The organism is Xylanibacter oryzae DSM 17970, assembly GCF_000585355.1.
Taxonomy (GTDB): domain Bacteria; phylum Bacteroidota; class Bacteroidia; order Bacteroidales; family Bacteroidaceae; genus Prevotella; species Prevotella oryzae.
Genome location: NZ_KK073873.1, coordinates 1,202,187 through 1,217,869, shown reverse-complemented (window position 1 = coordinate 1,217,869; position 15,683 = coordinate 1,202,187). Strand labels below are relative to the sequence as shown.

At 34.6% G+C, this 15,683-nt stretch carries 10 protein-coding genes; 4 read left to right on the top strand and 6 right to left on the bottom strand.

Features of this window, described 5'->3' with window-relative positions; all coding sequences use genetic code 11:
- Positions 1 to 9: 9 nt before the first annotated feature.
- Together XYLOR_RS05055 and XYLOR_RS05050 are read right to left on the bottom strand one after the other, a co-directional pair.
- Positions 10 to 234, bottom strand: coding sequence for a DUF4492 domain-containing protein (locus XYLOR_RS05055; protein ID WP_036877531.1), 225 nt, complete (start codon positions 232 to 234; stop codon positions 10 to 12).
- Positions 235 to 248: 14 nt separating this feature from the next.
- Positions 249 to 1,700, bottom strand: a complete 1,452-nt coding sequence (locus XYLOR_RS05050; protein ID WP_036877530.1) for a calcineurin-like phosphoesterase C-terminal domain-containing protein — start codon at positions 1,698 to 1,700, stop codon at positions 249 to 251.
- 262 nt (positions 1,701 to 1,962) lie between these two features.
- Between XYLOR_RS05050 and XYLOR_RS05045 the strand changes: the two genes are divergently transcribed.
- The 4 genes from XYLOR_RS05045 (at position 1,963) to mgtA (ending at position 7,181) form a co-directional block, all read left to right on the top strand.
- Positions 1,963 to 2,385 (top strand): acyl-CoA thioesterase, encoded by a 423-nt coding sequence (locus XYLOR_RS05045; RefSeq protein WP_036877528.1) that lies wholly within the window; start codon positions 1,963 to 1,965, stop codon positions 2,383 to 2,385.
- A 9-nt stretch (positions 2,386 to 2,394) separates the two neighbouring features.
- A complete protein-coding gene (locus XYLOR_RS05040; protein ID WP_036877526.1) occupies positions 2,395 to 3,081 on the top strand; it encodes a response regulator transcription factor in 687 nt (228 codons plus the stop codon).
- Entirely contained in the window at positions 3,078 to 4,445 is a 1,368-nt protein-coding gene (locus tag XYLOR_RS05035; RefSeq protein ID WP_036877525.1) for a HAMP domain-containing sensor histidine kinase, read from the top strand. The genes XYLOR_RS05040 and XYLOR_RS05035 overlap by 4 nt, the downstream gene beginning before the upstream one ends.
- A 144-nt stretch (positions 4,446 to 4,589) precedes the next feature.
- Positions 4,590 to 7,181, top strand: a complete 2,592-nt coding sequence (gene mgtA, locus XYLOR_RS05030; protein ID WP_245601948.1) for a magnesium-translocating P-type ATPase — start codon at positions 4,590 to 4,592, stop codon at positions 7,179 to 7,181.
- 645 nt (positions 7,182 to 7,826) lie between these two features.
- On the opposite strand, the gene XYLOR_RS13565 is transcribed toward mgtA, so the two are convergent.
- The 4 genes from XYLOR_RS13565 to XYLOR_RS05015 form a co-directional block, all read right to left on the bottom strand.
- Positions 7,827 to 8,036 (bottom strand): integrase core domain-containing protein, encoded by a 210-nt coding sequence (locus XYLOR_RS13565; RefSeq protein WP_084608523.1) that lies wholly within the window; start codon positions 8,034 to 8,036, stop codon positions 7,827 to 7,829.
- A gap of 700 nt (positions 8,037 to 8,736) precedes the next feature.
- Positions 8,737 to 10,926, bottom strand: coding sequence for an alpha-L-rhamnosidase-related protein (locus tag XYLOR_RS05025; RefSeq protein WP_036877522.1), 2,190 nt, complete (start codon positions 10,924 to 10,926; stop codon positions 8,737 to 8,739).
- A 7-nt stretch (positions 10,927 to 10,933) separates the two neighbouring features.
- Complete coding sequence (locus XYLOR_RS05020) at positions 10,934 to 12,700, bottom strand: right-handed parallel beta-helix repeat-containing protein (RefSeq protein WP_154655671.1); 1,767 nt, start codon at positions 12,698 to 12,700, stop codon at positions 10,934 to 10,936.
- Positions 12,701 to 12,702: 2 nt separating this feature from the next.
- The gene (locus XYLOR_RS05015; RefSeq protein WP_036877520.1) at positions 12,703 to 14,796 is read right to left on the bottom strand and encodes an aceric acid hydrolase; all 2,094 of its coding nucleotides are present in this window, start codon (positions 14,794 to 14,796) and stop codon (positions 12,703 to 12,705) included.
- Positions 14,797 to 15,683: the final 887 nt, after the last annotated feature.

Sequence of the window (15,683 nt, the reverse complement as noted above, 5' to 3'; positions counted from 1 at the left end):
TATTTAAAATTAAGGTTTTACTCTATCTATAATTTGAGTTGATACGTATTCTGCTTTATTCCCTTTAGGAGCTTTTTCGCTCAAAAAATCATTAAAGAAGAAAATCTTTAGCACCACGAATATTATAATCAATTTTACAATTATAATCATCCATAGTGTTTTTCCTAATCTCATATTTTTGAACCCATCATAATATAAGTCCCATATTTTGTATATTATATTCTTTAACTGCATATGCAATCACTAGTTTATTTTAAGTTTATTGTTTCAGCATATTTTTCTCCAAATCTGTTAGTGAATACCAACTCTATATTCTTTGCTTCAGCAGATGGCTTTACTCTGAACAGATGTGATGTATGGCAGCTATAGTTCTTGTTGCGCATAATCTTAAGATAATTTTCATCTTGGTCCAAAAATTGATCCATATTACCAATTAGTTTTCCGTCTTGGTACCATTCCATTTTACATTTATTATCGTAGTCCCATACATTTGCAACAATATAATCTTTCTGTGAGCGGAATTCACCTTGTCTATATATACGGAATTGATAAGAAATAGGATCTTTTGTAGATTTATAGTGCCATTTAATATCTTTACCGTTAACATCCACAATCAAATATCCGTTTGGAGCACCATCTCTATTTACATCGCCAAACCACCATGCACCACAAGCTGCACCTATATTATGTTGGTATAGTGTACCTGCTGGCTCTTCGTTTTCATAGTAATGTGTATGTCCACAAAATACATGCGCGTCATACTCCCGCAAAATAGATTCCAGTTCTGAAAAATTGCGAAGATTTCCAGATTTATCCCATTTGTTCCAAGCTGCAGCATGCATATTAACGAATATAGTTGACCCCTTAGGTACAAAACTTAAATCTTTTTTCAACCATGCTATTTCTCCGGGTGTCATTCTCTCTACATATTTTCCTCTGCCCATATAATCGATATTTTTCACTGTTACAATGTGAATCTTACCTATATTAAAAGAGTAGCAAGTTGGTCCGAAAAACCTATAATAATTCATTTCAGCAAAACCAGAAGAACCTTTTTTCGCTCTGATTAGTTCTGGAAATCTGCTGTCAAAGTCGTGGTTTCCGATACAATTGAAAAGTGTCATTCCAAGATTCTCTATTGACTTTTTATATTTCCCCCACATTCTTATATTTTCGAATACAAGATCTCCAAGCGTAGCTCCTACAACCTCATGTTCCTTTTTCATCTTAGCAGTTTCTTTTTTTAGATTCTCTACCGTTTCGGTATTCCATCTGTTAAAGTCGTGCTCGCTTAGCATTTGTGGATCAGATATTGCAATATAAAAGAATTTATCTGTAATGGCCTTTCTTGGTTTCAATTTGAACTCATAGTATTCCTTTTGCTTATTGCCTTTTATTGCATTTTTTATTGTTACATAGAATCCGCTAGCAATGCCGCTTTTTTGTGGCAATTCATATGTTGCAGGGGTAGATATCTCAATAAACTTGCTAACCATAGTATCAGGTGTTATAGAATAGGAACCTTTTATGTCTGTTTTTATGAAATGTACTCCGTCATTTACAACAACGTCTGGTATTCCTTTACCATTTGTATCACATACTCTTCCTTTTATTGTAATGTTGAAACTCTGTGCTGTTGCGGTTGTTAGTACGGTGCTAGAAAGTAATAAAGTTAATATTGTTGTTTTTACTTTGTTCATTTTCGTTTTTTGTAATTATTACAAGGCAAAGGTAATATAAAATACTTACTATAGCAAAAAGTAATAAGATTTATTTTAAAAATTATTCTATTCATTTTTACTTTACCAGACAATATTATGTTATAAAACATATAATAATAGATATTCATATTTTAGTATGTTAGCAAGTATTCGTATCGGCAGCCGAAATAATGTTTAACAATTATATTTTGCGGTTCTATTTAAATGTGCTATCTTTGCATCCGACTAAACATGTATAATTATGGAAAAGATTGAATTTCATCACACCTTACCGGTGCAGATTAGGTTTAATGACGTTGATAAATTCGGGCACGTAAATAATACTATTTACTTTCAGTATTACGACACTGCAAAGACTGATTATATTGCAAAAGTATGCCCAAATGTAGAATGGGATAGAGAAGCAATAATGGTTGTTCACATAGAATGTGATTTCATATCTCAGTTGAGGGGTGATAATATAGTTGCAGTACGCACTGCAGTTGACAAAATAGGTCATAAAAGTTTTAATCTTTTGCAAGAAGTCTATAATATGGACACAGACGAGGTTATATGCAGATGTACATCCATTATGGTGGCTTATAATTTAGAAAAACATGAATCAATGCTTATGCCACAAAAATGGATAGAGGCAATAAGTAATTTTGAAGGAAGAAAATTCTGAAATAAATAAATGTTGACTATTCTGGTAATAGAAGATGAGGAACGTGTGGCATCGTTACTTAAATGTGGTCTAGAGGAGAGCGGATATAAAGTAGCAGTGGCTTATGATGGTGAGATGGGCTTCAGGCTCTTTACAAGTTCAAAATTTGACTTGGTGATATCAGATGTTATACTTCCAAAAAAGAACGGTTTCGAATTATGCAAGAGCATACGGGAGATCGATCAGTCTATGCCTATACTTATGCTTACAGCTCTAGGAACAACAGACGATAAGTTAGATGGCTTTGATGCAGGAGCAGATGACTATATGGTTAAACCTTTTGACTTTAGAGAACTTAATGCACGTATAAATGTATTGCTCAGAAGGTCTACCAATGACATAAAGGATGTAAACAATGACATTATCTACGCTGATCTTAGGATAAATCTTAAGAGTAAAAAGGTTACTAGAGGCGAAACCGAAATAAAATTATCTCCTAAAGAGTATAATCTACTTGTATATATGGTAGAAAATTCCGATCGTATTGTTACCAGAATGGAAATAGCAGACAAAGTGTGGAATACACATTTTGATACAGGCACTAATTTTATTGATGTATATATCAACTATTTGAGGAAGAAGATAGACCGGGACTTTGATGTTAAACTTATTCATACCCGTGTGGGTATGGGGTTTATTTTTACAGATAATCCATGAAAATACGTACACGATTAACACTTAGGTATGCTGCCATATCAGCATTCGTATTTATTCTGTTGATGTGTATTATATACTTGATGACCGAGCGTAACAGAAGCAGAGACTTTTACCATGATCTGAATCGCGAGGCAGTAACAAAAGCACATCTTTTTTTGCAGAATGAGGTAACTCCTAAAACGATGCAGTCTATATATAATAATAATAGAGCTTTTCTAGATGAAGTAGAAGTGGCTGTATACACAACCAACTTTAAGATGTTATATAGTGATGCTATAAAAAATGATATAGTAAACGAAACACCTGAAATGATTGCTCAGGTCAAAAAAGATAAAATCATTTATTTCAATGTAGGTAAATATCAGGCTCTGGCAAAGCTTTACAAGTATAATGGAGCTGAATATATTGTTACAGCAGCTGCTTATGATGGATATGGTATAGCTGAAGAAAGAGCATTAGAAGAAGTCCTTTTTATTATATCAGTTATTGGACTTTCTGTTCTTTGTGGCGTAGGATGGCTTTTATCAAGAAGTGCCTTAAAACCTGTTTCTGAAATTGTTGATGAGGCTGAAAGTATAACAGCAGTAGAGCTAAAAAGGCGATTGCCTGTAAATAATGAAAATGATGAATTGGGAGAGCTTAGCATAGCCTTCAACAGTATGCTCGACAGACTAGAGAAAGCTTTTGAATCGCAAAAGATGTTTGTTAGTAATGTATCCCACGAATTACGTACACCGATGGCTGCTTTAATAGCAGAAATGGAGCTCACATTGATGAAGAAAAGAAGCCCTGAAGAATATGAACAGGCAATTGGTAATGTCCTAGAAGATTCTAATCGAATAGTCAAATTAGTACAAGGACTCTTAGATATGGCTAAGACTGACTATATGCCTGAGCAGATAAACAAGGAGCCAACACGGCTTGATGAGCTTATACTAGATGCTCGTTCGATTGTGCTTAAGGCAAATCCGCAATATGATGTAGAAATAGTATTCGAGCAAGAGGCAGACGATGACTCCTATATTACAGTAAATGGAAATAGTTATCTGCTAACTACAGCATTTAGAAATATTATTGAAAATAATTGTAAATTCTCTGGAGATAAGAGTTCTTTAGTAAGAATATCTTTTTGGGAGGAAAATGCAATAATACGTTTTTCTGATAATGGTATAGGCATATCTAAGGAAGATGCTCAGAAAATTTTTGAACCATTTTATAGGGGTAGTAATAAACTTTATGCTAGAGGCAACGGTATCGGTATGGCTTTAGTAAAAAAGGTTGTTGATATACACGGAGGAACTATCCAGGTAAATTCTGTGCAAGGTGAAGGAACAACATTTATTATCAGTTTACCTCATATATAATCTTTTTTATATTCTAATGAAATTCTAATGCCGGTTTAATGATTCTCTAACCGGCTTTTATCTTATATTACATTACCTTTGCAACCCATAATTAACTAATTGTTACACTTTTAAATTTCGGAGGGTAAAAAGATGTGGTGGAAAATGGCTAATAAGTCTGTGAAAGACGTGTTTGCTATATTGCAGACTAACACTATTGGTCTTAATCGTGATGAGGTAGATCAAAGGAGAGATGAATTCGGCGAAAATATCGTTGTTCATGAACAGAAAAAGAGTGTGATTGTACTCTTATGCAAAGCTTTTATTAATCCCTTTATTGGTGTGCTGACTGTGTTAGTGATAATATCTCTAATACTAGATGTGCTTATGGCTGATTCTGGTAGTAAGGACTGGACCGGACCTATAATAATAAGTGTAATGGTTGTGGCTAGCACAATACTTAGATTCTGGCAGGAATGGAAAGCAGGAGAAGCTACCGAAGGACTTATGAAGATGGTTAAGAATACCTGTACCGTAAAAAGAGCTGATGAAAGTGACTATATTGAAATTGATATTTCTGAACTTGTACCGGGTGATATAGTATATCTTTCTGCAGGCGATATGGTTCCGGCTGACATAAGGATCATTGAGAACAAAGACTTATTTGTAAGTCAGTCAGCTTTGTCTGGTGAGTCTGAGCCAGTAGAAAAACGCTCAGATATTGAAACAATTGATAAAGCAGCTGGCAATGTTGTTGACCTAGGCAATATTTGTTATATGGGAACAACTGTCATAAGTGGTTCTGCAACAGGTGTTGTTATTGCAATAGGAAATAAAACTTATCTAGGTGCAATCGCAAAAAGTATAACCGGTACGAGAGCTAAAACGTCTTTTGATAAAGGTGTAACCAAGGTAAGTATGTTGCTAATTAGGTTTATGTTGGTAATGGTACCCTTTGTGTTCTTTGTAAACGGATTTACAAAAGGAGAATGGCTCGAAGCTTTTATTTTTGCTGTCTCAGTAGCTGTAGGTCTGACTCCTGAAATTCTTCCTATGATAGTTACAGCTACATTATCTAAGGGCGCCGTGTCTATGTCAAAAAAGAATGTTATTGTCAAGAACTTGAACGCTATACAGAATTTTGGCGCTATGAATATACTTTGTACAGACAAGACTGGTACTTTGACATGTGATAGCATCGTACTGGAAAAGTATATAAATGCAGATGGTAGCGATGATAACGACAGACGGATTTTAAGACATGCATATTATAATAGTTTTTTCCAGACAGGACTCAAAAATCTTATGGATAAGGCAATCTTAGCCCATGTATCAGATTTACAGATGGAACATCTTGCAGATGATTACAATAAGGTAGATGAAATACCATTTGACTTTACCAGGCGTCGTATGTCTGTAGTTGTGGAAGATCATAGTGGAAAGAGACAGATCATAACAAAAGGTGCAGTTGAAGAAGTTCTGTCAATATGCTCTCATGTTGAAATAGGCGACAGGGTATGTTATATTACTGACGAACTCCGTAGAAAGTCTCTTGATATAACTGAGGATATGAATAGAGACGGCCTTAGAGTCATCGCTGTTGCTCAAAAGAGTTATGTGGAAAAGGGAGGCGAATTCTCTGTAATAGACGAGGATGATATGGTCTTAATAGGTTATTTGGCATTTCTTGATCCTCCAAAGCCTTCAGCAATAAATGCTATACGTAAGTTGGAAGAAAATGGAGTAAGTGTGAAAGTCCTCTCTGGTGATAACGAGGCTATTGTAAAAACCGTTGCGCGTCATATCGGTATGGATAGCACTTCTTCACTTACAGGTATGCAGATAGATGCGATGACAGATGAAGAACTTAAAGAGAAACTGCCTGATACTGTTTTGTTCTCTAAGCTTACACCCTTGGCCAAATCTCGTATTATTACTCTATTACAGGATTTAGGAAATACTGTAGGATTTATGGGCGACGGAATTAATGATGCAGCAGCCCTGAGACAGTCTGATGTTGGTATCTCTGTTGATTCAGGAGTGGATATAGCAAAGGAAAGTTCAGATATAATTCTTTTGGAGAAAGACCTTATGGTGCTAGAAGATGGCGTGATGGAGGGGCGTAAAACATTTGGCAATATGATGAAGTACATCAAGATGACGACTAGTTCTAACTTTGGAAATATGTTCAGTGTGTTAGCAGCTAGCGCTTTCTTGCCATTTCTTCCAATGATGCCTGTTCACCTGTTAATACAGAACTTGTTATATGATACATCACAGATATCTATACCTTTTGATAAGTTTGATGGCGAGTATCTTAAGAAACCACGCAAATGGGATGCTTCTGATTTAAGTAGATTTATGCTGTGCATAGGTCCGATCAGTTCGGTCTTTGATATTCTTACATATCTGCTTATGTGGTATGTATTCGGATGTAATAGTCCTGCACATCAATCCTTATTCCAGTCAGGATGGTTTGTAGAAGGTTTGTTATCTCAGACACTTATTGTGCATATGATACGTACACGTAGAATCCCATTTATACAAAGCAGAGCTTCATGGCCTGTGATGGGATTGACATTAATGGTGATGGTGATAGGTTGTATAATTCCGTTTACAGGTATAGGAGCAGCCATTGGACTTGTTCCACTGCCTCTATCATATTTTTTCTGGCTCATCGGAATACTGTTCTGTTATTGTATGCTTACTCAAATAATAAAGAAAATATATATACGTAAATTTGGAAATTGGCTTTGATAGTATATAAGACTTTTTGTCAACCTTAAAATAATCCGGGGGCCATCGTTTTGATGACCCCTAATTTTTGTACTTGATAGATATTTAGTAATTTAAAGGTTTTCCGCCACAGATTTTTATTAAAAAATACCACTTTACCACAAGTATAGTGTTTATGGGCGTTTCGGCGATAATATAATACCACTAAATACCACCGAAATGCCACTTTACATGACAAATTGATATCTTTTGTTGAAAGCATAGCTCTTGGGTTGCGAAAGCATAGCTTTTGGTTAGCTAATGGATAGCTTTAAGTTAGTAAAAGGATAGCTATTACATTGTAAAAGCATAACTTTTGCAGTAAAGTAGCCCTACTTTCACTGACTATGCCTGAATTAGGTGACTATGCCTGAATTAGGTATACATCTTTGTTGTTATACTTACTGAATTACTATACAAATTATTAAAATCTTTACTGATCCACTTTACAGAAATATAAAAGCCTTCCTGATTTGCTTAACACAAAGAAAATGTTTTACATATTGTTCTATGTATGTTTTGTTGCTTACAAAGTTAAATAAAAATACCATATATCCAACATAAGAACTATGAAAAACACCACGGTGGTTTGCCAAGCGGCTGGAGGCGTGAAGCCTCCAAAGAGCGTTAACATCCAACATAATTTCTCCTTTTCTCTGCCGGTGTCTTCATCATGTTACTCATATGTGGCCTCTTATTGTTATAGAAGTATATGATATCTTTTAATATATGCATGGCCCCGTCCATGTTCTTGGGCCTTTTCATACGATAAATCCATTCCTGCTTTATGATGCCATTGACACGTTCTGCAATAGCATTGTCTGTTGGCTTGACTATGCCTGAATTAGGTATACATCTTTGTTGTTATACTTACTGAAATGCTTTACACAATTATAAAAACGTTACTAAAATACTTGATTTTGAAAAAATATGGTTCTTTTTAGCTGTGAAGTGGTATTTCGGTGGTATTTAGTGGTATTTGTTTTGATACCAGTATATCTGCAATATGCAGATAATTAACAACTTACATGCCATAGTGGTATAGTGGTATTTTATTTTTAATTTTATCAGTTGCTAAAAACACTTTTCACTTTAATTTAACGGTTGTACCTAATTTATAAATAATTAAAGATAATATAAAACGGATGTATTATGTATATTCTTTCATATTGATAGAAAAAACAAGAGTTAAGTGTGAAAATGAAAGCAATTTCATATATATAATACCATAATGATAAGATAAATAAAATAATTATATCTTTATGCTTATTTATTTTGGCTATTTGCTACCAATTTGCTACTTTTGCACATCAAAAGATAGCAAATGGAAAATTATTATGCAGAATAAAGCTACAATCTGCATTAGATTCATAAAGACCAACACAACAGACACACAAAATATAAAAGTAGTTTTAATTCAATTTGAAAAAAGAGAATTGCATGTAGATGGAAACGACTGTAGATGTGCTTTATTATTAATGAAATAAAGATTTAACAATAAACTATTTACATTCGGTTCCATCTTTAGCAAAAGTGATTATCGTGAGATTACAACCTCTTGATTGGTGTTAACCCATATACGATAGTAATTATTATTGATACGATTTATTTCCCCGATATTAGTTTGTGGATTTTTAGTAGAATGGAAATAAAGATAACCATTGCCTTCTGTTGCTTTCACTCTTATCATATTTTTGTCTGCATATACTTTGACGCAGCCATTCGGGGTAGGTACTGTACCACGTATCCATTTTAATCCTCCCAAAACAGGAGTTATTGAAAATTCTTTGTATCCTTCTTTTATTGGTTTAACACCCAAATAATATTTTCCTAATAGATAAACAGGGCTTGCTCCCCACGCATGACAAAGACTCTTTCCATAGGGCCTGCCATACATAGCCAGATGTTGTTTACCTTTTTCATCAGGATTATATTTCTCCCAAAATGAAGTTGCTCCTTCGTGTATCATACCTCCCCAATAGTCTTTAATCTGCTTCGTGACATTGGTCTGTTCGCCCATAGCGCATAAAGCTTCCAGTTCATAAAATCTCATATATGGAGTTGTAATTTTCATTATATTGTTGTTCTCAAGTACAGAAGACTTAACCTCTTGTTTCTGTTTTTCTGTGAGATAATTATATAGCACAGCGAAGATATTAGAATATCTAGTTATCTGTTCGCTTTGTTTGCCTTCGATACAGTTGTGTACCATCGCTTGCTTTTTTTCATTCCAGAATGTTGGTATCAATTTAGCTTTCAGGTCTGTATATAACTTTTGATATTTACCGGCATCCGGATTATTCCCTGTTACTTTTGCGCATAGTGTCATTGTCTCTAAGCTTTTGCAGAACAGTACTTGTTCAAACGATAAATCACCGTGCTTATCCATCGGTTTGTCTGCCCAGTCGACGAATACCCAATCTCCAGTAAGTCCGGTAACCATCCCGTTATTGTCTAAACGTCCGAGTACATAATCCATCATTGTCTGCATTCGCGGATATATTTGACTCAGAAAGTGTTTGTCTCCACTGTACATATAGTAGTCGTATATGCCAAGAAACCAGTAGAACGTGTAATCCATTATAGTATTGATGTGACTCGTAACAGGGTCTTTGCCGCGTAATTGCCATATTGTTCTCTTTACACAATCAGAGTCAAAAAAACTGTAATAGTTCATTAGATAACTTTGATAGGCATCACCGCTCCAAGTCCACCTGTCGCGCTTTATTCCGTCTATGAAAAACTCTCTTGTAGTTAATCCCAAAGTGTAAATGCCAATGTTCCATATCTTATTAATAGTTTCGTCATTACATTCAAATGAACTATGATTTACTTCTGGCTGATACTCATATTTCATACTTACATCTTCAATTCTAATATCGTTGTTACTAACAATATATATGTACCTGAAAGCTTTGCTAAGATTAATGGTGTATTCTGTATTGAAATCACTAGTCTGGTTTGTGGAAATATTAGTTATTTTTGAATTATCTATGCTTAGTCTGTCAAGTGTTTCACACTTATCAGTATCCATAGCCTCCTCTTTACTTTCTCCATAATAGATGCTGATTTGCCCTTTTCCTTTAATGCCTTTCAACGTAATATATCCAAATGTTTCGGCACCTGCATCATATAGCTTGCCAGGATACTTACTATTAATATATTCTTTCAGATTTCGAGGTTCTGTTTTTAATTTGTAAAGAGATGGTCTTTCTTCTTTTGTGTTAAAATTCCAAGAGCCGGCGTCCATATATATACTGGCAGAAGTGTCGCTTGCTTTGCCACTTTCGTCTATCCATTCTTTATCTTCATTTGTTACTTTCCACGTACTATCGCTCTTTATTGTATTACCATCAACGAAAATAGATGGAGGACTTGACTGATTCCATACTTTGATGTTGAGGCTGTGGAACCCACTATCAAGTGTTATCTTATGTGGCATACCGAACATCAGCTTGCCGTCTATCTTTACATTATATTTTCCTTCTGCAGATATGTTTATGGTTTCAGACCTATCCAATGAAATCTTTTTGCTGAATTCGACAGTAACATAGTGACTATCAGATTTCCAAAATGGAGGGAAAAAAGTTCCACGGTCTGTACGTTGGTTGTTCATATTGTTACCTAGCCAGATTTCAAAATCTCCAGGGTACCATATCCATGTTTGTGCAGAGACAGATAAGGTAAATGCCGATAATATAATTATATTTGCTATTCGTTTATTCATGATTGCATTATTGTTTTATTCTTCCATTGTTTTTCCATATATTTCCAGGGCCATTCGCGTTTTTAAGAAATTTCTCACTTTCAGTCCAGTTGTCTTTTACTGTAATACCAGAACTTCCTTCATCAGTATATAGATAGAACCAATGTTCAGGATCATGTACATAAGAAGGGTGGTATATACCGTATATTTTGTTGTGAGATATAACTGTTCCTGGTTGTGCCCCCAGTGTATAAATTCCGGCTGTGTCGTACATATGCATGGCATAATGATATATTGTATTTCCATACACGCGATTGTCGTGCATGCAATTTGGCGAACATGTCCACCCCCAACCAAGGCTGATTCCGGTATATGGAATTTCACTTATATTGTTATTTTCAATATTTATATTTGCTACAAATCCGGCAGCTATTGCTACACATCCCCAATCCTCGTTAGCCACTTCTTTAAAAATACTATTATTTATAGTTTGCATTTCGCATATTTCACGTTTGTCTTTTGGATTGTATGGCAGATGTGCTTCTATTCCGGAAGTAGAGAAACTTCCGGATACATATCCGTTCATTGCTATATCTCTGAAAATGCAACTGTCTACAATGCCTCTTTTGTCTCCTATAATATAATCAATTCCGCTACCACCAAGGTGTTGAAATGTGCAATTGCGGAAATTTATATCATTACCATTTCTTATTTCTACTGCTGCATTAGCACGGCCAAGCCATCCTAGATTGTCTAGTTTGTGATTTCCATCATTTCTTACCATCTTTGGATTTAGCTTATAAGCTTCCGTAAGGTACATACCCGCCTGTAGAGGCACATGACCGTAGTAAGAGGGCCTAATCCATGACGTGTTCTCGAATTGTATATTTCTGAAAGTTATATTATTAACGACATAATCTGGCGTACCGGTAATTTGTACCAATGTTTCTAATGCTGGTATTATTACCTCGGTGTTAGTCATATCTTCATTATCGCGTGGATAGTAATATAATTTTCCGCTACGTATGTCATGATACCATTCTCCCTCATTGTCAAGTAGTTGCATAGAGTTAGTTAAATAGAAAGGCGAATTTTGTTTGCCGTCTTTTGTTACCATCGGACTAGGCCATGGATGTTCAAATTGAATACTGCTTTCTGGTTCTTGAAATGATATTCCTGCGGAGTCTCCTTGTATTACAATATTCTTAATCCTAAGATTGGCAATACACCACATTTCATGCAGAACCATTTCTGTATATTGAGAATGTATCACTTTTTCTATAGATGATTTTGGAACCCATATAATCCTCTTTTCTTTATTGATACTCTTTATGCGGTGCATATTTTCAAAGTCTACGACATCTCTAGCTCTTACAGCCTTTACCCCGTTTACCCACATTTGTCTAAAATCCAATGGATGGCCATTGAAATCAGGTGCGTCAGCTACCCATAACTTACCGTCTCTTTTCCAACCTGTTACAGTTATGCCTCCACTTATAATAGTTCCATAATCACCAATAATCTCGATGTTATAGTCTTCTGGTCTTAAAAATATTGGTTCGTATAGTCTATATGTCCCTTTTTTAATATGGATTTTTATGCTATCTGATGTTTTACAGTTACGTCTTATCTCTCTAGCTTTTCTAATTGCCATTGATAGTGATGATAGTGGTTTATTCAAACCGTCGTTGGCATCATTACCATATGTAGCAACAAAGATGTCAGTTGCTCCTACGTTTATAAAATAGACCAAACCGATTAATAATATAGTAACTTTCTTTAATACTGTTTTCATAATTATTTTCTGTTCATCCATACGGTCATTTCTGTATTACCTCTATTACCCCATGCATAATATGGTATAAGTCTTATCTTGATTTTATCGGTGTCACTTTCTATTTTACGATATAGTACATTTTTCCATGAATGTCCTGATCTTAGTATTGCTTCACCCTCTAGAGCATCCATATAATGGTTATCTATTGATATTCGCTTTTCCGTTAGTTTTATATTTTCAGGAATGGCAATATCATCGATACTTTTACCGTTAGATATATCTGCTGATTCGAGGCAGTAGACAATTGGGCCACGCTTTACTGCAACTTGGTTTTTATCTTCTTCGACTAATGGATTTGCCTCGATTAGTTGGGGATGCATGTCTAACATCAGTCTTATTTTATCACCGTTTTTCCATCTTCTGCTTATAGAAGAATACTTTCCTTTAGAAATTTCAACATTCTGTTTTACCCCATTGACTGATATTGCAGCACTATCACACCATCCTGGAATACGCAAACATACTGTATTTAAGGAGTTGTCTGGTGAAACTGTGTCAATAACTATTGTTATATTGCCATCGTAAGGATATTCTGTGGTTTGTGTTACCTTTAGATTGCCATTACCTATTTTTGTTTTTAATATACTGCTGCCATAAATATTACACCATAGTCTACCTTTGCTCGTCGTATATGCATAATTCTGTGCTTCGCATAGAGTGCGCAAAGTGTTAGGAGGACAGCAAAAGCAACTAATGTATTTTTCTCTAGTCTTTGGCCACCTCAGTGTATAAGGGAAATCTTTACTTATACGAAGAGGATTTGTATAAAAGTATTTTTCACCATCTAGACTAATTCCGCTCAATATGCCATTGTATAATTCAGTTTCAACTATGTCTGTATATTTTGCGTCACCGGTTACTTCAAACATTCGCCAATTGAAAAGCAGGTTACCTATATTCGCACAAGTTTCGTTATGAGCGGTAGAGTTTGGTAGTTGATAAGCCCTGCCATATGCTTGATGAACTTTCTGAATACTGTCAGGCGTATAATTAGTCCCATCTGGAGATGTTCCATCATAAAGAGCTCCACACCCCCCTGTAATATACATTTTATGATTAACAATATCAGTCCATATCTTTGTAAGATTGTTCATTAGCTGGTCTTCACCTGTTTCAGCATAAATATCAGCTACGCCTGCATAGAGATAGTTGGCTCTTACTGCATGTCCCATAGCAGCATACTGTTCTCTAAATGGTATCCGGTCTTGATTGTCATCGGTACCGTTATTTACTAATCCTCGTATGTTTATAAGATTTTCTGCTAATTTGAGATAGCGTGGATTGCCTGTTGTACGATACATTTCAATGACACCCATATAATGTGATGGACATATGGCATTTCTGGCAAGTTCAGCAGATGCAGTTTCATAAAAATGACACAGAAAATCAGTGGCTTTTATTGCTGCGTCAAGCAGAGTACGTTTACCTGTTGCTCTGTAGTGTACAACCGCTGCAGTCATAAGATGTCCGAGATTATAAGTCTCAAAGTTCAGTCTGTTAGCAAAAGCGACCTTTTCTTTATTGTTACCTACCTCAGTACCAATAATTGTCTTATCTATTTTATGTGAGTCTATACCCTTGTTTCTTTCTTGTATGATGACTGGTGTATGTATATATCCATCCGACCTTTGAGCTTTCAACACCTCATTTATAAATTTATCCATGAGTGCATCAATTTTTTTATCTTTAGTTATAGCATATACGGCAGCAGCAGCTTCTAGCCATTTGTACATGTCTCCGTCATGGAATGGAGGTCCTATATGTTCGCCTTCAATATCACCTGCTGCAATCTCAAAATTTCTAAATCCGTGAGAAATTTCAGGAGTGTCCCATGTATTCCACATGCTCCAGATCGAGGTATTACTTAATACGTTAAATTCATCACCCCAAAAGCCCTTTGTCCATTTTACGGCTCCTATGGGAGTATTACAAATTATAGCACTGCGACTTTTTTTCATATTTACGAGTCCGTTATTTTGAGAAAAAGAAACAGAGACGTAACATAAAAGAGCAATACTAAAAAATAGTTTTTTGTTTAATATGTTTGTTTTCATATTATTTAAGACGTATGTTTGCTGATTTTGTAACCTTTACTTTATTATATATGCAATAAAAGCATTCTCAATATACTTATATAATAAAGTTTTAAGGATTAACAAATGTCTGTTTTTATTACATTGTGTAAATTGGACCCATATTTTTTAGGTAAATATGCTTAATTTAATTATATATTTTTAATATTAAAAGTACTAAGGACCTAATTAAATCACATTAAATATTTTGCATAGTTTTAAAATTATAAAAAATCTTCTAAATGTATTTTTTTTATTAAAAAGTTTGTTTTATACAAAAATATAGTATACCTTTGTTTTTCTTATATCTCAAATAAAACTTTATTATGATAAGTGTATATGTTAAATATGTTAATATGTTTGCAAGATTAAATAATTTTGCTAACACACACACACACACACACACACACACACACACACACACACACACACACACACACACACACACACACACACACACACACACACATGAGATATATAATATTTATATATCTGACATTTTTGCATTATATTCAATTTTATTGTTACTATCAAAATTCTTCTGCGTAAGAAATTTTTTGATATGTGATTTTGATATGGAAAAAATATTTATTTCTGCTATTGTGAACATTTTAAAAATAGGCGTTTCCTTTGCTTTATTAACAATAGGAGTGTTATGGATAAAAAGGTATTTATTGTTTATGACAATTATTCAGAAAACGATTGTCTTATACTATAATGTTGAATTTAAATACACACATTTTTATAAAATGAATATAAGAAGCTGAATGTCATGAAAAGAAAAATGAAAATGGAATTTTGCGTAGTGTTGATAGTCTTTGTGATTGTCGCAACACTAGGGGTTTTATTGCATAAATTCTATGATGAAA

Excerpts from the sequence above, each read along its gene's own strand:
- XYLOR_RS05040 (WP_036877526.1), top strand. The coding sequence starts at position 2,395 with ATGTTGACTATTCTGGTAATAGAAGATGAGGAACGTGTGGCATCGTTA.
- XYLOR_RS05025 (WP_036877522.1), bottom strand. The coding sequence starts at position 10,926 with ATGAATAAACGAATAGCAAATATAATTATATTATCGGCATTTACCTTA.
- XYLOR_RS05055 (WP_036877531.1), bottom strand. The coding sequence starts at position 234 with ATGCAGTTAAAGAATATAATATACAAAATATGGGACTTATATTATGAT.
- mgtA (WP_245601948.1), top strand. The coding sequence starts at position 4,590 with ATGGCTAATAAGTCTGTGAAAGACGTGTTTGCTATATTGCAGACTAAC.
- XYLOR_RS05050 (WP_036877530.1), bottom strand. The coding sequence starts at position 1,700 with ATGAACAAAGTAAAAACAACAATATTAACTTTATTACTTTCTAGCACC.
- XYLOR_RS05035 (WP_036877525.1), top strand. The coding sequence starts at position 3,078 with ATGAAAATACGTACACGATTAACACTTAGGTATGCTGCCATATCAGCA.
- XYLOR_RS05045 (WP_036877528.1), top strand. The coding sequence starts at position 1,963 with ATGGAAAAGATTGAATTTCATCACACCTTACCGGTGCAGATTAGGTTT.
- XYLOR_RS05020 (WP_154655671.1), bottom strand. The coding sequence starts at position 12,700 with ATGAAAACAGTATTAAAGAAAGTTACTATATTATTAATCGGTTTGGTC.
- XYLOR_RS05015 (WP_036877520.1), bottom strand. The coding sequence starts at position 14,796 with ATGAAAACAAACATATTAAACAAAAAACTATTTTTTAGTATTGCTCTT.